We start from the raw sequence: 20,501 nt of genomic DNA, 5'->3' as shown, positions 1-20,501 counted from the left end.
TTGATGTTTTTCGGGTCGCGGGGCGACTTACTCGGGGCTGGCGTAAACCTGCCTGCCGCCGACCCAGGTCTGCAACACGCGCGTGTTCCAGAGGCGACTCGGCGGATCCTTGAAGATGTCGTGGTCGACCAGGATGAAGTCCGCCCACTTGCCCGGCTCGAGCGTGCCGAGGGTCTTCTCCGCATGCTGGGCAAAGGCCGCATCGAGGGTGAAAGCGCGGAATGCTTCGACCAGGGTCATCGCCTCATCCGCGTACCAGCCGCCCGGCGGCTGGCCGTTATGATCCTGGCGCGTCACGGCGGAATACAGGCCGTAGAACGGATTGGGCGATTCCACCGGGAAGTCCGAGCCTGCCGCGACCTCCGTGCCTTGATCGAGAAAGCGCCGCCAGGCATAGGCACCCTTGATGCGCTGGGCGCCGATGCGATCCTCGGCCATGTTCATGTCGGACGTGGCGTGGGTGGGCTGCATCGAGGCGATCAGGTTCAGGGTCTTGAAGCGGGGGATGTCCTTGAGCGACACGATTTGTGCGTGCTCGACGCGGTTGCGCAGGGCGCTGGCTTCCGGATGCGATTTGTACGCGGCGGCGTAGCTGTCCAGTACCTCGCGGTTCGCCCGGTCGCCGATGGCGTGGATGGCCACTTGATAGTGCCTGGCAAAGGCCTTGTCGATTTTTGCGGTCATCACCTTGGGTGGCATGAACAGCAAACCCCGGTTGTGCGGATCGTCGGAGTAGGGCGCCAGCATCGCGGCGCCGCGGCTGCCCAATGCCCCGTCGGCGAACAGCTTGACCGCGCGCACGGTGAGGTGGTCGTTGCCGTAGCCGATCAGCGGGCCGTCCTTGCTGACCGCGTCGAATGCGTCGCCGGTGTCGCGGATCATCGCGTAGATGCGCGCCGTGAGCTTGTTCGCGTCGGCGTATTGGCGATAGAGCTGGTAGTTCGCAAGGTCGATGCCGGCGTCGCCGACGCCGGTAAGGCCGACGCGCGCCATCTCGGCCAAAGCGGTATCCAGCGCGGCGGTTCTTTCCTGCGCGGTGGGATCGGGGACTTTCGCGTCCACCAGGGCGGTGGCGCCGTCGACAAACACGCCGGCCGGGTTGCCGTCAGCATCGCGCTCGATGCGTCCGCCGCTGGGATCGCGGGTGGCGCGGGTGACACCTGCCAGCTTGATCGCCGCGCTGTTGGCCCACGCGGCATGGCCATCGATGCGGCTCAGCCAGACCGGACGATCCGGGACGACGGCGTCCAGTTCCTTGGCGGTAGGGAAACGGCCGAGTTTCCATATCTCCTGGTTCCAGCCGCCCCCGCGTATCCACGGCGCGTCCGGATGGGCGTCGGCGTACGCCTTCACTTTCGCCAGGGCTTCGTCCAGCGTTTGCGTGCCGGTGAGGTCGACGCTGTTGCGCGCGTAGCCCAGCTCCAGCACGTGACCGTGGGCGTCGATCAGGCCCGGGAGCAGGGTGTGGCCATGGCCGTCAATTATCTTGGCGTCGCCCGCACGCGCTGCGAGTTCGGCAGCGCGGCCGGTGGCAATGACCTTGCCCTGATCAATCAGCAATGCCTGGAACTGCTGCAACTTGCCGTGACTGTCCAGCGTGTAGCCGTTGACGTGGGTGACCAGCAGATCGGCCGCGCGGCCGAGTGGAGCGATCATCAGCAGCAGGGTGAGCAAGAGCGTGCGCGAGGTGAGGTTCATGCGTTGGCGTCCTGGGCTCGGGGTACGCCAGTGTGTCGCCATGCGATGTTGATTTCCAGCACGGCAGGGACGGCCCCCGTCGTGGGGCCGTCCCTGCGGACCATGCTTGCGCTCAGGCCACCTCGGCCAGCACCGGGGCGAGCTGGCTTATGGATTGGCGTGCCGAAGCAATCGCCGCAGCCTTCTGCTCGTCGCCGATGGCGAGACCTTCGGCGCGAACGAAGCTCACATCGTTGATACCGATGAAGTTGAATACCGCGCGCAGGTAGTTTTCCTGAAAATCCATCGCCGCGATCGGCGTGTTGCGGTAAGCACCGCCCCGGCTGGAAGCAATGATGACCTGCTTGCCGGTGGCGAGCCCTTCGGGTCCGTTGGCGGTGTAGCGGAAGGTCTTGCCGGCGACCAGTATGCGATCGATCCATGCCTTGAGCTGGCTGGGGATCGTGAAGTTGTACATCGGCGCGCCAATCACCACGATATCCGCGGCCTGGAACGTTTCCATCGTCTGGTTGCCCAGCTGGGCGGCCGGGTCGCTGGCGTCGGTCACCGGCGTCCAGTGCGGCAACGGTTCGGCGGCCAGGTCGTGATAGCGGATGTCGAGGCCGGGCGTCTGGCGCCTGAGCTGGCTCACGATCTCGGCAGTAAGCTGGCGTGAGACCGAATGGCTACCCAGGGCGCTTGAATCAAGATGCAGCAGTTTCATGATGAGGTTCCCGATCAGGCCGGCTAACCGGCGACCTGAGTAGCGTATATTCAGAACAATATGGCGATAAGTCGGGTATATTTGAACTCATTGTTCATAAATGGAAACGACGATGGCTCTACCGGGCGGTGCATTGCAGGACCTCAATGATTTGTATTTCTTTGCGGCCGTTGTCGAACATGGCGGTTTTTCTGCAGCAGGTCGTGCGTTGGGGGTGCCCAAATCCCGCTTGAGCAAACGTGTGGCACATTTGGAGGAACGCCTCGGTGTGCGTCTGCTGCAGCGGACCACGCGTCGCTTCGTGGTGACGGAGGTCGGTGAGCGCTTCTATGCGCATTGCCGCGCCGTGCTGGAGGAAGCGCAGGCCGCGCAGGATGCCGTGGACGAACTGCGTGCCGAGCCGCGCGGGGTAGTGCGATTGAGCTGTCCGGTCTCGCTGGCGCAGACCGTGCTGGCCTACCTGCTCCCGGATTTTCTGGCGCGCTACCCGAAGATGCAGGTGCGCGTACTGTCGAGTGACCGTCGCGTCGATGTGATCGGCGAAGGCTATGACCTGGCCATCCGCGTGCGCAGCAAGCTGGATACCGACGCCAACCTGGTGATCCGCAGCTTCGGCCACTCGGCCACGACGCTGGTGGCAAGCCCGGCCTTGCTGAAGGCGCATGGCCGCCCGGGCACACCGGACGAATTGGCGGGATTGCCCGCACTCTCCATGCGCGAACATGAGGGTGCCCAGGTGTGGGAGTTGGTGGACGCGAACGGCGCACAGGCCAACGTCGAGGTAAAGGCGCGCCTGATTACCGGGGATTTCGCCGTGCTGCTCGAATCGGCCCGGTGTGGCCTGGGCGTGGCGCTGCTGCCGGAATTCGTCTGTGCGCCGGCAATCGGCGCGGGCGAGCTGGAAGTGGTGCTGCCGGAATGGAGTGTGCCGCAGGGCATCATGCATTTCGTCTACCCCAGCCGACGCGGCATGCTGCCGGGGGTGCGGGCGCTGGTGGATTTTCTGGCAGAGCGGCTTCCGGAAACCACCTTGCTCAAGCATCAGCAGTGCAGGGAACGCCCGCTGGATGCCTTGCCTGGTCGCTGATGCATGGCGCGAGGTCAATGCGCTAGGCTGACGGTTTCATGAAACTGCAGATGGCCGGACGACGATGATCGAAACCAAGCTGCCCAAGGTGGGCACCACCATTTTCAGCGTGATGAGCCAGCTGGCGCTGCAGCACAAGGCCGTCAACCTGGGCCAGGGCTTTCCCGATTTCGAGCCGCCGCAGGCACTGCGTGACGCATTGACCCGCGCGATGAACGAGGGTCGGAATCAGTACGCGCCGATGCACGGCACGGCGGCGCTGCGTGAACAGATCGCCATCAAGACCGAGCGCCTGTACGGTCGCAAGCTCGACGTGGATACCGATATCACGGTCACCTCCGGCGCCACCGAGGCAATTTTCGCCGCAATCGCCGCGACCGTGCGTGCCGGCGAAGAGGTCATCGTGTTCGACCCTGCTTACGATTGCTACGAACCGGCCATCGAGCTGCAGGGCGCGCGGGCGGTGCACATCCCATTGACCGTGCCGGCGTTCTCGATCGACTGGCAGCGTGTGCGCGATGCAGTGACGCCCAGGACCCGCATGATTCTGATCAACAGCCCGCACAATCCGTCCGGCGCCGTGCTTTCTGCCGCGGACCTGGATGAGCTGGCGGCGATCGTGCGCGACACCGATATCGTGGTGCTGTCCGACGAGGTCTATGAGCACATCGTGTACGACGGTGCGCACGAGAGCGTGCTGCGCCACCCGGAACTGGCCGAGCGCAGCTTCGTGGTCTCCTCGTTTGGCAAGACTTATCACTGCACCGGCTGGAAGCTGGGTTATGCGGTGGCGCCGGCGGTCTTGTCGGCCGAGTTCCGCAAGGTGCACCAATACCTGACCTTCTGCACATTCCATCCGGCGCAGGTGGCGCTTGCGCAGTTCATGGCCAGTGACCCCCAGCACTATCTGGAGCTGCCAGAGTTCTACCAGGCCAAACGTGACCATTTCCGGACGCTGCTGGCTCCGTCGCGGCTCAAGCTGCTCGACGTGCCGGGCGGCTATTTCCAGCTGGTCGACTACTCGGCGATCCGCGACGATGACGACCTGTCTTTCAGCCGCTGGCTGGTCGAGCAGGGTGGCGTGGCGGCGATTCCGTTGAGTCCTTTCTATGCGAAGGCTCCGGGGACGCATCTGTTGCGACTGTGTTTCGCCAAGAGCAACGCCACCATGGAGGCTGCCGCCGAGCGGCTGTGCCGGCTATGACAATGGAGCCACTGCGTGTATCGCTGGTGCAAGCTGCCACGCGCTGGCACGACGCGCCGGCCAATCGCGAGTATTACGCCAGCCTGGTGCGCCAGGTGGGGCGCAGCGATCTGATCGTGCTTCCCGAAACCTTCCTGTCCGGGTTCAGTAACGACACCCGCAGTGCGGCCGAGAGCATGGATGGCGAGGGCGTGGCGTGGTTGCGCGCGTTGGCGAGCGAGGTCGACGCGGTGATCTGCGGCAGTCTGGCGATTCGGGAAAACGAGGTCGTCTACAACCGGTTGCTGTGGGTACGTCCGGACGGAAGCTTCGAGCAGTACGACAAGCGCCACCTATTCCGCATGGCTGGCGAGCACACCCGTTACGGTGGCGGCAGCGAGCGCCTGATTGTGACATTGAAAGGTTGGCGGATTCTTCCGCAGGTCTGCTACGACCTGCGGTTTCCGGTGTGGTTGCGCAATCGCCGACTGGAATCCGCCGCCGGTGGCATGGACTACGACCTTGCCTTGTTCGTGGCGAACTGGCCGGCAGCGCGACGGCAGCCATGGCGCACGCTGCTACGGGCGCGAGCGATCGAGAATCTCAGTTGCGTGATCGGCGTGAACCGGGTCGGCGTGGATGGCAACGACATTCCCTATGCCGGCGACAGTGCGGTAATCGACCCGGTAGGCGAGCCGCTGGTGGAGCTGGGCGCCCAGGAGCAGGTGGTGACGGTGATGCTGGATCCGGCCCCGCTTCTCGCGCATCGCGAACGCTTTCCGGCGTGGATGGACGCCGATGCGTTTTCGCTGGATCGGGGTTGATGCTCCAGACCGTCGGATAGTCTCGAGCGTACGGCATGCCGGCGAAAGCCTGGATGACGCGGAAAACCGCGACATTCGATGTTCCCTGTAGGAGCGCACCCTGTGCGCGATGCTCTTCGTCACGTAGCCAGGAGCGTTCGCGCACAGGGGGCGCTCCTGCACGCGTATGGAATCAGAGTATCGCCAACACGGCCTCGGGTGGCCGGCCGATGGCCGCCTTGCCGTTGGCAACCACGATCGGACGCTCGATGAGTTTCGGATGGGCGACCATGGCGGCGATCAACGCGTCGTCGTCCAGTGACGGATCGGCCAGGCCGAGCGTTTGATACTCAGCTTCGCCCGTGCGCATCAGTTCGCGCGGACGCATGCCCAATTGCTTCAGCAGCACGCCAAGCTCGTTGGCGTTCGGCGGGGTGTCGAGATAGTTGATGACCTCGACCGGGGCGCCATGCTCCTCCAGCAGCGCCAGCGTGGCGCGGGATTTCGAGCAGCGGTTGTTGTGGTAGATGCGGATCATGCTTCGGTGTCTTCTCAGCGATTGCCGGAACGATTGCCGCCACGCCCGGGTGGACGACCACCGCCGTGGCCTTTGGGACGCGGGCCACTGCCGGGCGCGCGGTTGCCGCCGCGACCTGGCGGCGGACGTTTGCCACCCGGATTGGCACCTGCCGGCTTGCCGCCGGCGGCGTGCCGATTGCCCGTGGTGGCGCCGGCTTGTCCGCGCTGACCACCGGTACGGGCGCCGTCGCGGTTTTCGCCCGCGAACCAGGTGCGCACCGAGGGCAGCTCCTGGCCGGGTGCCACGCGACGTCCCTTGCCACGCTTGCCGCCGGCACCCGCGCCGCGTTCCGGACGGGCGACGTTGCCGTTTACTTCCTTGCCGCCATTTCTCGGTGGCTTGCGGCCGCGCGCGGGCTCCTCGCGGATGCGGTCGTAGGCGCGCAACTCGCGCGCTTCATCCTGTCCGCCGGTCCAGGCCGTGCCGGCACCGCGCTCAGGGCGATATTCGACGACGCTGCGACTGGCGCGACGCTGGTGCAGGATCGGACTCAAGGTCAGCACGGTCTGGGCGGCGCCCAGGCCCGAGCTCTGGCGCAACTGCTTGATGCTCTCGGCGTCCAGCGATTCGCACTCGCCGCGGCGCAGGTTGCGTGGAAGCTCGATCTTGCCGTAGCGGATGCGCTTGAGCCGGCTGACCAGGAACCCCTGCGAGTCCCACAGCCTGCGTACTTCGCGGTTGCGGCCCTCGCGGATCACCACACGGAACCAGCTGTGGCTGCCGCCTCGACTGATCACGGCGATTTCGTCGAAGCGGGCGGGACCATCGTCCAGTTCCACCCCGGCCTTCAGTCGTTCGATGATCTCGTCGGGCACTTCGCCGTGCACGCGGCACAGGTACTCGCGCTCCATGCCGCTCTTGGGATGCATCAGGCCATTGGCCAATTCGCCGTCGGTGGTCAGCAGCAGCAGGCCGGTGGTGTTGATGTCGAGCCGGCCCACGGCGACCCAGCGCGCGCCTTTCAGTCGCGGCAGCTGCTCGAACACGGTGGGGCGGCCTTCGGGGTCGTCACGGGTGGTCAGCACGCCCTCGGGCTTGTGGTAGATCAGCACTTCGGCGTCGTCGCGGTTGTCGGTGGCCACCACGAACTGCTTGCCGTCCATGACCACGCGGTCGCCGGCTTTCACGCTCATGCCGATTTCGGCGGGTGCACCGTTGAGTTCGATTTCGCCGGACTGGATGCGTTGCTCCAGCATGCGGCGCGAACCCAGGCCGGCATTGGCCAGCACCTTGTGCAGACGCTCTTCCAGCGCGGGGCTGTTGGAGTCAGGGCGCGATTCGCGCTTCAGGGTCAGAACGGATTTTTGCGGCGCAGTCATGCGCGGTACTCCTCGGTATCTTGTTCGGCGGCGCCGGGTTCGGCGTCCGCTGTGGGGGTCGCTGCCTCATCGGCAGTGGTCGTCGGGCTGGTGGAAGCCTGGCTCGGATCGGAGTCGGCTTCGTCGTGCCCGGATGAAGCAGCGCCCGCTTCTGCGTCGGCTGCTGTGGGGGTGTCGTGGGTATCGGCAGTGGTTGCAGATACGTCGGTTTCGCTGTCGGTTGGCGCGGACTCGGGTTCACCCGAGATCTCCGCGTCCTGATCGACCGCGTCGGGATCGATCGGCAAGTCGCGCGTGACGTGGGCGGGCAGGGGCTCCGGCTCGAAGCGCATCTGCGGATCCTCCATGTCGCGGATTTCCGACAGCGGCGGCAACTGGTCGAGCGATTTCAGGTTGAAGTAGTCGAGGAAGGCACGGGTGGTACCGAACAGCGCCGGTTTGCCGGGCACGTCGCGGTGGCCGACGACGCGAATCCACTCGCGCTCCTCCATCGTCTTGATGATGTTGGAAGACACCACCACGCCGCGGATCTGCTCGATCTCGGGCCGGGTGATCGGCTGCCGATAGGCGATCAGCGCCAGGGTTTCCAGCAAGGCGCGCGAGTAGCGGCTGGGCCGTTCCGTCCACATCCGCGAAATCCACGGATGCACGTGCTGGCGCACCTGATAGCGAAAGCCGGAGGCGACTTCCTTCAGTTCGATGCCGCGGCCATCGCAATCCTCGGCCAGCGATTCGAGTGCCTGCGCAATCTGCTGCGAACCGACTTCCTCGTCTTCGTTGAAGAGGTCGCCCAGCTGATGCACGGTCATCGGCTGGGAGGAGGCAAGCAGGGCGGCCTCGATGATGGGTTTGAGTTGGTCGATCTGCATGGCCTTGGATTCGGATGCCGATTCAATGGGGGCGGTCATCGGGTCTGGTTCATTCGCCGGAGGATTCGAGCAGGGTCGATTCACCCGTGGATGTGTCGTCCGCCGGCAATTCGGCGGGTTCTTCGCTGTGGCCGCTCTTGGCCTTTACGTAGATCGGCGCAAGCGGTTCTTCCTGCACGATCTCGATCAACATTTCCTTGGCCAGCTCCAGCATCGCCAGGAAAGTCACCACGATCCCCGGGCGACCTTCGGCCAGGTCGAACAGGTCCTCGAAGTTATGGAAGGTGTCGTCTTCCAGCTTGCTCAACAGTTCACCCATGCGCTGGCGCACGCTGAGCGCCTCGCGCTTGATGGCGTGGTGGCCGAACAGTTCGGCCCGGTGCATCACGTCCTTCAGCGCCAGCAGCAGTTCGGTCAGCTCGAGCGGCGGCGGAAGCCGGATCACGTTGCGCTCGCCGACCTCGGCATGCACCACGACGCTGTCGCGTTCCATGCGGGGCAGGGCTTCGATGTCCTCGGCCGCGCGCTTGAACCTTTCGTACTCCTGCAATCGACGCACCAGTTCGGCACGCGGATCTTCTTCCAGCCCTTCCTCGATCGGCGGTCGCGGCAGCAGCAGCCGCGACTTGATCTCGGCCAGGATCGCGGCCATCAACAGGTACTCGGCGGCCAGTTCCAGCCGCATCACCTCCCGCATCAACTCGATGTAGGCCATGTATTGCCGGGTGATCTCGGCAACCGGGATGTCCAGGATGTCGAGGTTCTGCCGGCGGATCAGGTACAGCAGCAGGTCCAGCGGTCCCTCGAATGCCTCCAGGATGACCTCGAGCGCGTCCGGCGGAATGTACAGATCCTGCGGCATCTGCAGCATCGGCTCACCGCGCACGATAGCCAGCGGCATCTCCTGCTGTTGCGGTACCGAGGCAAACGCATCGGGTACGTTGGCGCTCTGGCCGGGCTGCTCGACAACGGGTTCAGTGCTCATCGAGGCCTGTCATGGGCGCCGTTTTCTACGGCTGGCTGTAAATTCAGCATGGTCAAGATTTTCATCTGCAGGCACAACGTGTATGTCCGTGCTCGGGATGTCCGGGCTCGAACGCGGCGTTGAGGCGGCGTTCCCGGGTGTCGCGTTCCTGTGCATCTTCAAAACCGAGGCGCGGTCAACGCCATCGTCACGACGGGCATGATGAAGCCACGGGCTGTGGTTCGGTCAGGCGGGTCGTTAGCGACCATTGCGCACCTGCTGCGGGTTGTCGGCCACGGCAACGGTGCAGGTCAGTGGGGTGAACAACATCACGCCGCTGGCTCTTCACTGGTCGGTCTGAATACTTCGGTGGGAATCCGTGGCGTACCGGGCGCGCCGGCAGCAAACACGTTCCACGGAACCACGCGTGATCAAAGAGTAACGGCAAGCCGGGAACAAGTCCAGCCAGAAGTCAACGGCAACATGAACCGCGCCCAAGCCGACGGCGTGCCCGATTCGGGTTCATGTCGCGCGTTGGCGCAGGCACAATACAAGTCCTGTTTCGATCAGACAGGTCATGGCGACATGTGTGGCAGCGGATGACCCAATGTGACGTTTTGGGACAGCAAAGCAGTCAACGACCATCGTGGACAGGTTCAGGCGTGATTCCTGCGTCGGGGTCTCCGAATGACTGCGGATTTTGCTGGAAATTCGACGCGACAACGGTCTTGCAGTGAAGTGATCGGAGTCTGGTTTGTTCGGGTGGCATGGCAATTGCTTTTACCCGTTTGTCGAGCCGACAAGGTGGTTCGGGAGAGCCTGGCGATGAGGTGAAGTCCTGACGTTGACAGGTGGTGCGGTACAACTGAAGTCGTACAGATATTGGATATCGCGTCTCTGCCGAAAGCAGGCGCAAACGCAAACGGGCGGTACAGCTGATGGCGATCGACAAACAGGGACATGAAGGTGCCGAACCGGAGAAGTTGCGACCGGCGCGCATGCAGATCGAGACGACGGTGCTGATGAGCCACCATGGCGAATCGCACCCCACCGAACTGGTGGACATTTCCGCCACGGGCGCGCTGTTGCGGCGGCCGCTGGGTTGGTCTGGCAAGGCGGGACAGAGCTGGGTGCTCGACATGATCTTCGGGCACAACCTGCACATTCACCTGGAAGCCACGGTTGCGCGGATTTCGGACCATCACATCGGGTTTTCCTACAGCCGCATTCCCGAAGACAAGCAGGTGCCGCTGTGGAACCTGCTGGGCGGTTACGCCGATATCCTGGAGTACTGGAAAGACAGTTGATGCGCACGTCAGCCGTCTGGACGAGACGCGCGCATGACGAAACGCCCGCATGATCCATGCGGGCGTTCTTGTTTGGTGCGCGTCGGGGCCTCAGGCGGCGGGTTTCTGTTCGTCGCGCAATTTGCGGCGCAGAATCTTGCCGACGTTGCTCTTGGGCAGTTCGTCACGGAACTCGATCTGCTTCGGTCGCTTGTAGCCGGTCAGCCGGTCATGGCAGAACTGCTTCAGGTCGTCCTCGGTCAGTTTCGGATCCTTGCGCACTACAAACAGCTTCACCACTTCGCCGGAGTGTTCATCGGGCACACCGACAGCAGCTACCTCAAGCACGCCGGAGTGCTCCATCACAACGTCCTCGACCTCGTTCGGATACACGTTGAAGCCGGAGACCAGGATCATGTCCTTCTTGCGGTCGACGATGTAGAAGTAGCCTTTTTCGTCCATTCTGGCGATATCACCGGTGTGCAGCCAGCCGTCGTTGCCCAGCACCTTTGCGGTCTCCTCCGGCCGCTGCCAGTACCCTTTCATGACCTGCGGGCCACGAACCATCAGTTCGCCGACTTCGTCGACCGGCAGAGGCTGGCCATCCTCGGACCAGATGGCGACGTCAGTGGAGGGCACCGGCAAGCCGATCGAGCCGTTGTATTCCTTCAGATCCAGCGGATTGATGCACACCGCCGGCGAGGTCTCGGTAAGGCCGTAGGCTTCGGCCAGGGTGCAGCCGGTCACCTTTTTCCAACGTTCGGCCACCGCGCGTTGCACCGCCATGCCGCCGCCAAGCGTCATGTGCAAGCGCGAAAAGTCCACGTCCTCGAATCCCGGCGTGTTGAGCAGGCCGTTGAACAGGGTGTTGACGCCAGTGAGTGCGGTAAAACCGGAGGCTTTCAGCTCCTTGACGAAACCGGGCATGTCGCGCGGATTGGTGATCAGCCAGTTCAGGCCGCCCAACCGGCAGAACACCAGGCCGTTCGCCGTCAACGAGAAGATGTGATACAGCGGAAGCGCGGTGATGATGACTTCCTCGCCAACCTTGGTACCCGAACTGATCCAGGCGTCCGCCTGCAGCATGTTCGCCACCATGTTGCCGTGGGTCAGCATGGCGCCCTTGGCCACGCCGGTGGTGCCACCGGTGTACTGCAGAAAAGCGATGTCATCGTGGGTGAGCGATACCGGCGGCAGCGGGTGCGCTGCTCCTCGTGCGAGCGCGTCGCGGAAGCGCACCGCCTGCGGCAGGCTGAATGCCGGCACCATCTTCTTGATGTACTTGAGCGCGAAGTTGATCAGCGCGGCCTTGGGGAAACCCAGCATGTCGCCCAGACCGGTGGTGACAATGTGCTGGATCTTGGTTTCCGCCACCACCTGCTGCAAAGTCGCGGCAAAATTGTCGAGCACCACGATCGCCTTGGCGCCGGAATCCTCCAGTTGATGCTTGAGCTCACGTGCGGTGTACAGGGGGTTGGTGTTGACCACCACCAGCCCGGCGCGCAGGGCGCCAAACAGCGCAATCGGGTACTGCAACACGTTGGGCATCATGATCGCGATGCGGTCACCCTTGGTGAGCTTGAGCACGCCGGTGAGGTAGCCGGCGAACTGACGGCTCATGTCGTCGATCTGGCCGTAACTGAGTTTGCGACCGAAATTGGCGAAGGCCGGATTGTCGCGAAAACGACCGAATGCCTCCTCCAGCACCGCCGGTACCGACGCGTATCTGTCGACGTCGATCTGCTCGGCCACACCGGCTGGATAATTGGCCAGCCACGGACGGTCATTGCTCATGCTCGGGTCCCCTGGATCATCATGGATCGTGTTCAGCGAAGGAAACATCATGGTTGCCGTTCCATGGCGGCCATGTGTTAAACCATTGGAGCATACGCCCGCGTATAGCGGCAAGTTGCAAACCGGAGGTCACGGTGATGAATCGAACGGGAAAGGTCGTGCGTCTGCTGATCGGACTGCTGGTGTTGGCGCTCGCCGTTTCGTCTTGCCGTCACACCCCGGACGAGGAGCAAGTCCGGCAGTCGATTGCGGCGGTGTCGAAGGCCGCAGAAGCGGGTTCGGCCAGTGGAGTCACCAAGCCGCTCAGCGAGGACTTCGATGGCAATGGCGGTGAGCTGGATCGCCGCTCGCTGGGCAACATGGTGCGGCTCGTCGCGCTGCGCGGAGAACATATCGGGGTGACCACCGGGCCGGTGACCATCGAGCATCGCGGAGCGCGAATCGTGGCCACGTTCACGGTGGGGCTAAGCAGCGGCAGCGGTGGACTGCTTCCCAGCCAGCTTGGCTTCTACCGGGTGGAGTCGGCGTGGCGCCAGGAAGATGGCACGTGGCGCTGTTACTCGGCGAGCTGGAAGCGTGCTGTATCCGGATAGCAAAAGGCCGCCCCGGAACCGGGGCGGCCTTGCTCATTGCGACAGCGTCGCGTTGGAACTTCAGGCCGCTTTCTTGCCGGCCAACTGACGAAGCACGTACTGCAGGATGCCGCCGTGACGGTAGAAGTCACGCTCCTTCGGAGTCAGCAGCATCACGTTGACGGTGAACTCCTTCTTGCTGCCGTCCCCGGCGGTGGCCGTGACCTTGGCTTGCTTGGCGTTGCCATTGTCGAGGCCGCTGATGTCGAAGCTCTCGTTGCCGTCGAGCCCCAGCAACTTCGCGTTCTCGCCTGCCTTGAACTGCAGTGGCAGCACGCCCATGCCGACCAGGTTGGAACGGTGGATGCGCTCGAAGCTTTCGGCGATGACGGCCTTGATGCCCAGCAGCAAAGTGCCCTTGGCAGCCCAGTCGCGTGACGAGCCGGTGCCGTATTCCTTGCCAGCCAGCACCACCAGTGGAGTTTTCTCCTGCTTGTACTTCATCGCCGCGTCATAGATCGCCATCTGCTCGCCGGACGGCACGTGGCGGGTGAAGCCGCCCTCGACGCCGTCCAGCATCTGGTTCTTGATGCGGATGTTGGCAAACGTGCCGCGCACCATCACGTCGTCGTTGCCGCGGCGCGAGCCATAGGAGTTGAAGTCGACCGGCTTCACGCCACGCTCGATCAGGAACCGGCCAGCAGGCGAGTCCTTCTTGATCGAACCGGCCGGGGAGATGTGGTCGGTGGTGATCGAGTCGCCGAACAGGCCCAGGCAGCGTGCGCCGTGGATGTCCTCGACCTTGTCCAGTTCCATCGTCATGCCGTCGAAGTAGGGCGGATTCTTGATGTAGGTGGAGTCCTTGTCCCAGGCGTAGAGTTCGCCATCGGGCGAGGCGATCGCGTTCCAGCGCTCGTCGCCCTTGAACACGTCGGCATAGTTCTTCTCGAACATTTCCGAGGTGACCGCGCCGGCCATCAGGTCGCTTATCTCCTTGTTGGTCGGCCAGATGTCCTTCAGGAACACGTCTTTGCCGTCCTTGTCCTGGCCCAGCGGCTGGGTGGTCAGGTCGATGTCCAGCGAACCGGCCAAGGCGTAGGCGACCACCAGCGGCGGCGACGCCAGGTAGTTCATCTTCACCTCGGCATGCACGCGGCCTTCGAAGTTGCGGTTGCCGGAGATCACGGCACCGACGGTGAGGTCACCGGCGCTGATCGCTGCGCTGATCTCTTGCGGCAGGGGGCCGGAGTTGCCGATGCAGGTGGTGCAGCCGTAGCCGACCAGGTAGAAGCCCAGCTTGTCCAGTTCGGTGAGCAGACCGGTCTTTTCCAGATAGTCGGTGACCACCTTGGAGCCAGGCGCCAGCGAGGTCTTGACCCACGGCTTGGACTTCAGGCCCTTTGCGGCGGCCTTCTTGGCCAGCAGGCCGGCACCCAGCATCACCGCAGGATTGGAGGTGTTGGTGCACGAGGTGATCGCGGCGATGACCACCGAGCCGTCATGGACGCGGAATTCCTGGCCGTTCATCGACACGTGCTGGCCAGGTGTCGCCTCGCTCTTGTCGTGACCGACGGCGGTGCCGCCGCCCTCGTTGGCGAAACGCGCTTCGGCACCGTTGCGATTGGCGGTGGTGGCGCCGACGTTGTCGTTGTAGTTCTTCTTGACGTCGCTGAGCAGCACCCGATCCTGCGGGCGCTTCGGGCCGGCCATCGACGGCTTGACGTCGGCCAGGTCCAGTTCCAGCGTGACACTGAAGTCGGCGTGCGGGGTGTTTTCGTCGTGCCACATGCCCTGGGCCTTGGCGTAGGCCTCGACCAGTGCAACCTGGTGTTCGCTGCGGCCGGACAGGCGCAGATATTTCAGCGACTCGGCATCGACCGGGAAGATGCCGCAGGTGGCGCCATACTCCGGCGCCATGTTGCCTATCGTGGCGCGGTCCGCCAGCGGCAGGTGCTGCAGGCCCGGGCCGAAGAACTCGACGAACTTGCCGACCACGCCCTGCTTGCGCAGCATCTGGGTCACGGTGAGCACCAGGTCGGTGGCGGTGGCGCCCTCGGGCAGCTTGCCCGAGAGCTTGAAGCCGACCACCTGCGGAATCAGCATGGAGGATGGCTGGCCCAGCATGGCGGCTTCCGCCTCGATGCCGCCGACGCCCCAGCCGAGCACGCCCAGGCCGTTGATCATGGTGGTGTGCGAATCGGTGCCGAAGACGGTGTCGGGGTAGGCCCACAACTGGCCGTCGACTTCATTGCCCATCACCACGCGACCCAGGTGTTCCAGGTTCACCTGGTGCACGATGCCGGTGCGCGGCGGCACCACCTTGAAATCGGCCAGCGCTTTCTGACCCCAGCGCAGGAAGCTGTAGCGGGCCTGGTTGCGCTCGAACTCGATCGCCACGTTCTTTTCCAGCGCGTCTTCGCTGCCGAACACGTCGACCTGTACCGAATGGTCGATGACCAGTTCCGCCGGCGACAGCGGGTTGATCAGCTTCGGATCGCCGCCGAGTGCCTTCATCGCGTCGCGCATGGCGGCCAGGTCGACCACGCAGGGAACACCGGTGAAGTCCTGCAGCAGCACGCGTGCCGGCATGAACGAAATCTCGGTGTCGGGCTCCTTCTTCGCGTCCCAGTTGGCGACCGCCTCGATTTCCTTCGACGTCACATCGGTGCCGTCCTCGTGGCGCAACAGATTCTCCAGCAGGATCTTCATCGAGTACGGCAGCCGCTTCAGGTCGAAGCGCTGGCCCAGCTTGGTCAGGCTGGCATAGGCGTAGCTCTTGCCGTTGACTTCGAGGGTATCGCGGACGGAAAAGGTGTCTTTCATGTGTAGCTCCTGGCTGAATCCTGCGGCTGGGATGTAATGGTGAGCGCAACGGGAGGGTTCACCAACCCGGCTTGAAGGCTTAAAACGGGGATTATCGCTCAAACGCCGTATGCTCGGCGTCGAGGGGCCGGGTTGGAACGACAATGTCCGTCGCATCGCTGCGCCGGTTAGACTTCCACCCGCGCCTACAGGCCGCGCTGTTCGCCAGACAGCATGCGCGTGTTTCCTGCCCCACACAAACGCCTTTGACGACATGCAGCGTTCGATGATTTCGACCAACCTCGCCGCCGTTTCGCTGCGCGACCTCGCGCTGGTGCAGGCGGTGCATCGCCAGGGCAGCTTCAACAGTGCCGCGCGTGCCATGCACATCAGCCCGTCCGGGCTGTCGCACCAGGTGCAGAAAGTCGAGCAGGCGATGGGCGCGCCGCTGTTTGAACGGGGCGGTCGACGGGTGGTGCCCACCGCCGGTGGCCAGCGCCTGCTGCAGCAGATCGAAGCCGTGCTAGCTGCCGCCGAACACTTGCAGCAACTGGCCCGCGCCGGCGAAGTGGCTTTTGGCGGTGCGTTGCGACTTGGGGTGCCGGCCTCGCTCGGGCCTTATCTGCTGCCGCACCTGATCGCACCGTTTCCGCAGCATTTTCCGGGAGCCAGCCTGGGCATTTCCGAAGGCAAACCGCGTGGTTTGCTGCGCCGTCTGCACGAAGGCGAGCTGGACGCCGTGCTTGCCCCGTCCACGGCAACCGTCAGCGGGATCTCGTCGCAGCCGCTGTTCTTCGAGCCCTGGGAGCTGATGCTGCGCTCGGATCATGCTCTGGCCGGCCGGCGCAGCATCGCGCTGGAGCAGCTTGACCCGGCCGAGGCCTCCTTGATGGCGGAGAGCCACGCCGACGGTCTGGATGGAGATCAGCACGGTCATGTGCAGGATGTCAGCCTGGAAAGTCTGGCCGCACTGGTCAGCTTGCGCGGCGGCTATGCGCTGGTTCCCGCGCTGGCGCACGAGCGGTTGGCCTCCATGCCGGGCATCGTGCTGGCCAAGGTCAGGGGGCAGGCCAGTGGGCGCGAGATCGCCTTGTACTGGCGCGACGCGTCGCCCTGGCACGACGACCTGCAAGCGTTCGCCGAGCTGCTTCGAAAGCTGGCGCGGCAACGTCCGGGTTTGCGCGTGCGCAGCAGCAAGGCTTGAATCGCTGCACACGGCTCCGCACTTCGCGGGTTCGCACGGAACCTGAAAGGCACGGCGCCTACCAAAGCTCGTCATCCTCGCGAAAGCGAGGATCCAGCGCCCCTTGATGGTCCGGAGAAAACTGGGGGCACTGGATTCCTGCGTTCGCAGGAATGACGGAATGGCGGGGCTTCAAGCTTGAGCAAGTAGCGTTCGAATCTGCCAAGGGCATGTGGCGTTTCGCAACTCCGTCAACAAGGTAGTTGCATATCGCGTGCGACTGCCTCGAAACGATCGATCACCTCATCGGCCTCGATCAAATCCATCACGCCCGGCTTCTCGATCTTGCTGCCCCAGGCAATCTCGCTGGCTGGCTTGCCCAGGTACTTGCGGGCGGCGGCATCGTATTTGTTCACGCACCAGCGCCGGTCGGAGTAGGGGCCGGAACGGTCCGGATTGCTGGCCGCATGCAGGCCGAGCACGCGGGTGCCCACGCTGTTGGCCATGTGCATCGGCCCGGAGTCGGGGCTCAACAGCAATTGCGCCCGCGTGAACATCGCCATCAACTTTTTCAAGGTGTCCTTGCCGGTGAGATCGAGCGGTTGATGGCGACAGGCTGCCAGCACGGCGTCGGCCATCGTCCGCTCGATCGCCGACGGGCCGCCGATCAACACCACGCGCCAGCCGCGACTGGCAACCCGGTCCATGACCGCGGCGTAGCGCTCGGCTCGCCAGTTGCGCAATGCGTGGCTGGATGTCGGACTGACCAGCAAGGTGGGCCTGTCGCCGGGTAATTGTTGGGCAGCCCAGGCATGCGCGTCGTCGGGGATGGGGATATCCCAACGCACGGTCGTCTGCTTCAGCCCCAGCGGTTCGCAAAAGCTGCCGATCGCGTCCAGGACGTGCTCGCCGCTACGAGCCGGAATGCGTTCATTGATGACCAGGCCGTGCAGGTCTTTGGCGCGGGCCCGGTCATAGCCGATACGGCGATTGGCCTTGATGCCCAGGCTAAGCAGGTTCGAACGCATCGCCACCTGCATCTGCAACAAGGCATCAAAGCGGTGTCCCTGCAGCGCAGCGTGGACCGCACGCATGCCGTTCCAGCCCGCCGCCTTGTCGAAGGTGACGAACTCCACACCAGGAAGGTCGCCGACCAGTTTGCGTTCGAGCTTGCCGACGATCCAGGTCAACGATGCTTGCGGCCACGCCTGCTGGAGCGTGCGCAGCAGAGGCACGACGTGGGTGACATCGCCGATGGCCGACGTGCGCAACAGACAGATGGAGGAAGGATGAGTCATGGGCCTGGGGTAGAATCCGTGGTCGATCACCAGGCATGATGATGCACGAACACATGCACCAAGACGCCCGAGGCGCGATTCTGTGCGACGCAGCGGCGTTGCCACAAGTCGAAAAGGAGTGGTTCACGCCGGATTACTGGCGCGAGCGTGGGGCGCTGCACGTGCAGGCCGGCGGTCGCGGCGGCGTGGCAATCATCGACAGTCCGGTGGGCGACTGTGTGTTGCGCCACTATCGGCGGGGCGGTCTGGTCCGTGCGCTCATGGGAGATCGCTACCTCTGGACGGGTGCCGACCGCAGCCGGCCCTTCAGGGAGTTTCGACTACTGGCGGAAATAAGCCGCCTGGGCTTGCCGGGGCCGTCCGCGGTCGCAGCGCGCTACCGGCGCCAGGGACTGTTTTATCGGGCCGACCTGATCACCCGCCGCATTGCCGACGCGCGGACACTTGCGGATTGTCTGGCCGCAGGGCGCCTTGATCGCGAACTGGCCGAGAGCGTGGGGGCAGTGGTCGGACGTTTTCACCGCGCCGGTATCTGGCATGCAGATCTGAACGCACACAACATCCTGGTCTCGTCGGCTGGTGTGCATCTGATCGACTTCGATCGCGGTCGGAAACGCGCGCCAGCTCCAGCGTGGCAGCAAGCCAACCTGCAACGGTTGCGTCGATCATTGCTCAAGCTGGGCGCTGCCGACGATGGCGAGGCAGCCTTCGAAGCGGAGATCTGGCAACCCCTGTTGCACGGCCATGGGCGCACACTGAGCTCATGAACTGGCATCTGCAATTTCTCGGCGTGGGAGCGGCGCACGCCACGGCGCTGGGTTCTTCGGCCGTGGTGCTGGAGCGCGACGGCCAGCCTGTGCTGCTCGTCGATTGCGGGCCGGATACGCTCGACCGCTACATGGCGACATATCAGACCTTGCCGTCGGCAGTGTTCATCACCCATACCCACATGGATCACGTGGCGGGTCTGGAACAGCTGTTCTTCAAGCTGTGGTTCGACCCCGACCGCCGCGGTACCACCCGGTTGTTTGCCCATGCCGCGCTGATTCCCTGGTTGCAGGCGAGGGTGGCCGACTATCCGGGCGCCCTGGCCGAAGGCGGCGTCAATTTCTGGGAGGCATTCCGCCTGGTGCCATGCACGCGCGGTTTCTGGCTGGACGGCGTGTGGTTCGACGTCTTCGCCACCCGCCACCACGCGCCAGGTACATCCTATGGGCTGGCACTGGATGGATGCTTTGCCTACACCGGCGACACCCGACCCATCCCGGAAGCGCTTGCGCGTTACGCTGGCGGAAGCATGTTGATCGCGCATGACTGCAGTCTGGTCGGCAACCCTTCACACACGGGGGTCGACGACCTCGAGCGTGAGTATCCCGACAACCTGCGCTCGCAGCTGTTGCTGTACCACTACGGCAGCGTCGCCGATGGTGAGGCGCTGGCGGCAGGCGGCTATCGCGTCGCAAAACCGGGTGAGCGCCTCGCGCTGGCTGCCCCGGTCGCACCACGCGCCGACGCCGGTTGAATGGCACCAGTCCGCTTGCCTGTATCCAGACCTGCAGCTATCCTTCCGCTTCTTTGTCGGGCAGCGATGTTCGACAGAGCCAGTTTCACCGATGCGGAGAGGTGTCCGAGTGGTTGAAGGAGCACGCCTGGAAAGTGTGTATAGGGTAAAACCTATCGCGGGTTCGACCATTTCGTCTGGAACGAAATGGGACAGCCGCAGGCTGGCTCCGTAGCGCGCAGCGCGGAGGGGTGAGGCCCAGGAAGGGCCGAACAATCCCGCTCCGGGGTGGTCATACGAAAAGGTTGTACGGAGAGGTGTCCGAGTGGTTGAAGGAGCACGCCTGGAAAGTGTGTATAGGGTAAAACCTATCGCGGGTTCGAATCCCGCTCTCTCCGCCATATTTCCAAAAAAAGCCCTGCAAAAGCAGGGCTTTTTATTGTCCGCTTGGTCGCTCACCATGCGCGGATCGCAACTGTGCGTTGTAGTCATGGGTCGGACGGCAGGATGGCGAGGATGGCGCGATGTTCGGTGTCGCACCAGGCGAACAACCGTCCGTGATTTCGGGGTAGAACCCCAAGGCGGCAACCGCACAAACCGAATACCGCAGACAGACTTGCAGATCAGTAGCGAACAACAGACAATGAGCGGCTGGCGGACGCGCTTTCCGCCAATGTTTGAAGTATTCGGGCTAAGCAGCCCACGTCCATGGTGGCCCCGTCGGTCCCCCCGCGACGATAGTTCGTAAACTCCGCCAGGTCCGGAAGGAAGCAACGGTAGCGAATGATTCGGGTGCCGGGGTGTGGCTGGCGGGGCCGCCGCCATTTCGGGCAGGCCATTGCAGGATGCGCTCCTACCG

Annotated in this window: 18 protein-coding genes, 1 tRNA gene and 1 other RNA gene; 11 read left to right on the top strand and 9 right to left on the bottom strand. The window is 63.9% G+C overall.

Going from position 1 to position 20,501, the window contains the following annotated elements:
- Window positions 1–27 precede the first annotated feature (27 nt).
- Window positions 28–1,698: an amidohydrolase gene (locus tag AC0L58_RS08650; protein WP_473682485.1), complete on the bottom strand. Its 1,671-nt coding sequence runs from the start codon at window positions 1,696–1,698 to the stop codon at window positions 28–30.
- Window positions 1,699–1,810: 112 nt separating this feature from the next.
- Window positions 1,811–2,401, bottom strand: a complete 591-nt coding sequence (locus AC0L58_RS08645; protein ID WP_473682483.1) for an FMN-dependent NADH-azoreductase — start codon at window positions 2,399–2,401, stop codon at window positions 1,811–1,813.
- A gap of 112 nt (window positions 2,402–2,513) precedes the next feature.
- Here AC0L58_RS08645 and AC0L58_RS08640 point away from each other — a divergent pair, with 112 nt between their 5' ends.
- The 3 genes from AC0L58_RS08640 (at window position 2,514) to AC0L58_RS08630 (ending at window position 5,495) form a co-directional block, all read left to right on the top strand.
- Complete coding sequence (locus AC0L58_RS08640) at window positions 2,514–3,488, top strand: LysR substrate-binding domain-containing protein (protein WP_473682481.1); 975 nt, start codon at window positions 2,514–2,516, stop codon at window positions 3,486–3,488.
- Window positions 3,489–3,552: 64 nt separating this feature from the next.
- Complete coding sequence (locus AC0L58_RS08635) at window positions 3,553–4,692, top strand: pyridoxal phosphate-dependent aminotransferase (protein WP_473688511.1); 1,140 nt, start codon at window positions 3,553–3,555, stop codon at window positions 4,690–4,692.
- A 2-nt stretch (window positions 4,693–4,694) separates the two neighbouring features.
- A complete protein-coding gene (locus AC0L58_RS08630) occupies window positions 4,695–5,495 on the top strand; it encodes an amidohydrolase (RefSeq protein WP_473688510.1) in 801 nt (266 codons plus the stop codon).
- Between the two features lie 172 nt (window positions 5,496–5,667).
- Here AC0L58_RS08630 and arsC read toward each other — a convergent pair whose 3' ends face one another.
- From arsC to AC0L58_RS08610, 4 genes are read right to left on the bottom strand one after another with little or no spacing between them, the layout of a single operon-like run.
- Window positions 5,668–6,012, bottom strand: a complete 345-nt coding sequence (gene arsC / locus AC0L58_RS08625; protein ID WP_473688509.1) for an arsenate reductase (glutaredoxin) — start codon at window positions 6,010–6,012, stop codon at window positions 5,668–5,670.
- 14 nt (window positions 6,013–6,026) lie between these two features.
- Window positions 6,027–7,373, bottom strand: a complete 1,347-nt coding sequence (locus AC0L58_RS08620; RefSeq protein ID WP_473688508.1) for a pseudouridine synthase — start codon at window positions 7,371–7,373, stop codon at window positions 6,027–6,029.
- On the bottom strand, window positions 7,370–8,242 hold the full coding sequence (gene scpB, locus AC0L58_RS08615; protein WP_473688650.1) for an SMC-Scp complex subunit ScpB: 873 nt from the start codon (window positions 8,240–8,242) through the stop codon (window positions 7,370–7,372). The genes AC0L58_RS08620 and scpB overlap by 4 nt, the downstream gene beginning before the upstream one ends.
- Window positions 8,243–8,291: 49 nt before the next feature.
- Window positions 8,292–9,227: a segregation and condensation protein A gene (locus AC0L58_RS08610; protein ID WP_473688507.1), complete on the bottom strand. Its 936-nt coding sequence runs from the start codon at window positions 9,225–9,227 to the stop codon at window positions 8,292–8,294.
- A gap of 150 nt (window positions 9,228–9,377) precedes the next feature.
- Here AC0L58_RS08610 and AC0L58_RS08605 point away from each other — a divergent pair, with 150 nt between their 5' ends.
- Together AC0L58_RS08605 and AC0L58_RS08600 are read left to right on the top strand one after the other, a co-directional pair.
- Window positions 9,378–9,809 carry a hypothetical protein gene (locus AC0L58_RS08605; protein ID WP_473688506.1) on the top strand — a complete coding sequence of 144 codons (432 nt, stop codon included), beginning with the start codon at window positions 9,378–9,380 and terminating at the stop codon, window positions 9,807–9,809.
- 335 nt (window positions 9,810–10,144) lie between these two features.
- A complete protein-coding gene (locus tag AC0L58_RS08600; protein ID WP_473688505.1) occupies window positions 10,145–10,513 on the top strand; it encodes a PilZ domain-containing protein in 369 nt (122 codons plus the stop codon).
- Window positions 10,514–10,603: 90 nt separating this feature from the next.
- Here AC0L58_RS08600 and AC0L58_RS08595 read toward each other — a convergent pair whose 3' ends face one another.
- A complete protein-coding gene (locus AC0L58_RS08595; protein WP_473688504.1) occupies window positions 10,604–12,286 on the bottom strand; it encodes an AMP-binding protein in 1,683 nt (560 codons plus the stop codon).
- A 137-nt stretch (window positions 12,287–12,423) separates the two neighbouring features.
- Here AC0L58_RS08595 and AC0L58_RS08590 point away from each other — a divergent pair, with 137 nt between their 5' ends.
- Window positions 12,424–12,879: a hypothetical protein gene (locus AC0L58_RS08590; RefSeq protein WP_473688503.1), complete on the top strand. Its 456-nt coding sequence runs from the start codon at window positions 12,424–12,426 to the stop codon at window positions 12,877–12,879.
- Between the two features lie 60 nt (window positions 12,880–12,939).
- Here the strand turns inward: AC0L58_RS08590 and acnA are convergent, their stop codons facing one another.
- Window positions 12,940–15,681: an aconitate hydratase AcnA gene (gene acnA, locus AC0L58_RS08585; RefSeq protein WP_473688502.1), complete on the bottom strand. Its 2,742-nt coding sequence runs from the start codon at window positions 15,679–15,681 to the stop codon at window positions 12,940–12,942.
- Window positions 15,682–15,934: 253 nt separating this feature from the next.
- Between acnA and AC0L58_RS08580 the strand changes: the two genes are divergently transcribed.
- A complete protein-coding gene (locus AC0L58_RS08580; RefSeq protein ID WP_473688501.1) occupies window positions 15,935–16,864 on the top strand; it encodes a LysR family transcriptional regulator in 930 nt (309 codons plus the stop codon).
- Window positions 16,865–17,094: 230 nt separating this feature from the next.
- On the opposite strand, the gene AC0L58_RS08575 is transcribed toward AC0L58_RS08580, so the two are convergent.
- Window positions 17,095–18,141: a glycosyltransferase family 9 protein gene (locus AC0L58_RS08575; RefSeq protein WP_473688500.1), complete on the bottom strand. Its 1,047-nt coding sequence runs from the start codon at window positions 18,139–18,141 to the stop codon at window positions 17,095–17,097.
- A gap of 35 nt (window positions 18,142–18,176) precedes the next feature.
- Between AC0L58_RS08575 and AC0L58_RS08570 the strand changes: the two genes are divergently transcribed.
- The 4 genes from AC0L58_RS08570 to ffs all read left to right on the top strand — a co-directional run bounded on the left by AC0L58_RS08570 (window position 18,177) and on the right by ffs (window position 20,457).
- Window positions 18,177–18,908, top strand: coding sequence for a 3-deoxy-D-manno-octulosonic acid kinase (locus AC0L58_RS08570; protein ID WP_473688499.1), 732 nt, complete (start codon window positions 18,177–18,179; stop codon window positions 18,906–18,908).
- The gene (locus tag AC0L58_RS08565) at window positions 18,905–19,663 is read left to right on the top strand and encodes an MBL fold metallo-hydrolase (RefSeq protein ID WP_473688498.1); all 759 of its coding nucleotides are present in this window, start codon (window positions 18,905–18,907) and stop codon (window positions 19,661–19,663) included. Before AC0L58_RS08570 ends, AC0L58_RS08565 begins: the two co-directional genes overlap by 4 nt.
- A 290-nt stretch (window positions 19,664–19,953) precedes the next feature.
- Window positions 19,954–20,043 (top strand) — tRNA-Ser (locus tag AC0L58_RS08560).
- A gap of 317 nt (window positions 20,044–20,360) precedes the next feature.
- Window positions 20,361–20,457, top strand: an RNA gene (ffs, locus tag AC0L58_RS08555) — signal recognition particle sRNA small type.
- Window positions 20,458–20,501 lie beyond the last annotated feature (44 nt).

The sequence above is a fragment of the Rhodanobacter sp. G2-10 genome (genome assembly GCF_055809185.1).
This window is presented reverse-complemented; position numbering and strand designations above follow the sequence as displayed.

Bases quoted from the DNA above. Each gene is read 5' to 3' on its own strand.
- AC0L58_RS08650 (WP_473682485.1), bottom strand. From the start codon at position 1,698: ATGAACCTCACCTCGCGCACGCTCTTGCTCACCCTGCTGCTGATGATC.
- AC0L58_RS08645 (WP_473682483.1), bottom strand. From the start codon at position 2,401: ATGAAACTGCTGCATCTTGATTCAAGCGCCCTGGGTAGCCATTCGGTC.
- AC0L58_RS08640 (WP_473682481.1), top strand. From the start codon at position 2,514: ATGGCTCTACCGGGCGGTGCATTGCAGGACCTCAATGATTTGTATTTC.
- AC0L58_RS08635 (WP_473688511.1), top strand. From the start codon at position 3,553: ATGATCGAAACCAAGCTGCCCAAGGTGGGCACCACCATTTTCAGCGTG.
- AC0L58_RS08630 (WP_473688510.1), top strand. From the start codon at position 4,695: ATGGAGCCACTGCGTGTATCGCTGGTGCAAGCTGCCACGCGCTGGCAC.
- arsC (WP_473688509.1), bottom strand. From the start codon at position 6,012: ATGATCCGCATCTACCACAACAACCGCTGCTCGAAATCCCGCGCCACG.
- AC0L58_RS08620 (WP_473688508.1), bottom strand. From the start codon at position 7,373: ATGACTGCGCCGCAAAAATCCGTTCTGACCCTGAAGCGCGAATCGCGC.
- scpB (WP_473688650.1), bottom strand. From the start codon at position 8,242: ATGCAGATCGACCAACTCAAACCCATCATCGAGGCCGCCCTGCTTGCC.
- AC0L58_RS08610 (WP_473688507.1), bottom strand. From the start codon at position 9,227: ATGAGCACTGAACCCGTTGTCGAGCAGCCCGGCCAGAGCGCCAACGTA.
- AC0L58_RS08600 (WP_473688505.1), top strand. From the start codon at position 10,145: ATGGCGATCGACAAACAGGGACATGAAGGTGCCGAACCGGAGAAGTTG.
- AC0L58_RS08595 (WP_473688504.1), bottom strand. From the start codon at position 12,286: ATGAGCAATGACCGTCCGTGGCTGGCCAATTATCCAGCCGGTGTGGCC.
- AC0L58_RS08590 (WP_473688503.1), top strand. From the start codon at position 12,424: ATGAATCGAACGGGAAAGGTCGTGCGTCTGCTGATCGGACTGCTGGTG.
- acnA (WP_473688502.1), bottom strand. From the start codon at position 15,681: ATGAAAGACACCTTTTCCGTCCGCGATACCCTCGAAGTCAACGGCAAG.
- AC0L58_RS08580 (WP_473688501.1), top strand. From the start codon at position 15,935: ATGCAGCGTTCGATGATTTCGACCAACCTCGCCGCCGTTTCGCTGCGC.
- AC0L58_RS08575 (WP_473688500.1), bottom strand. From the start codon at position 18,141: ATGACTCATCCTTCCTCCATCTGTCTGTTGCGCACGTCGGCCATCGGC.
- AC0L58_RS08570 (WP_473688499.1), top strand. From the start codon at position 18,177: ATGATGATGCACGAACACATGCACCAAGACGCCCGAGGCGCGATTCTG.
- AC0L58_RS08565 (WP_473688498.1), top strand. From the start codon at position 18,905: ATGAACTGGCATCTGCAATTTCTCGGCGTGGGAGCGGCGCACGCCACG.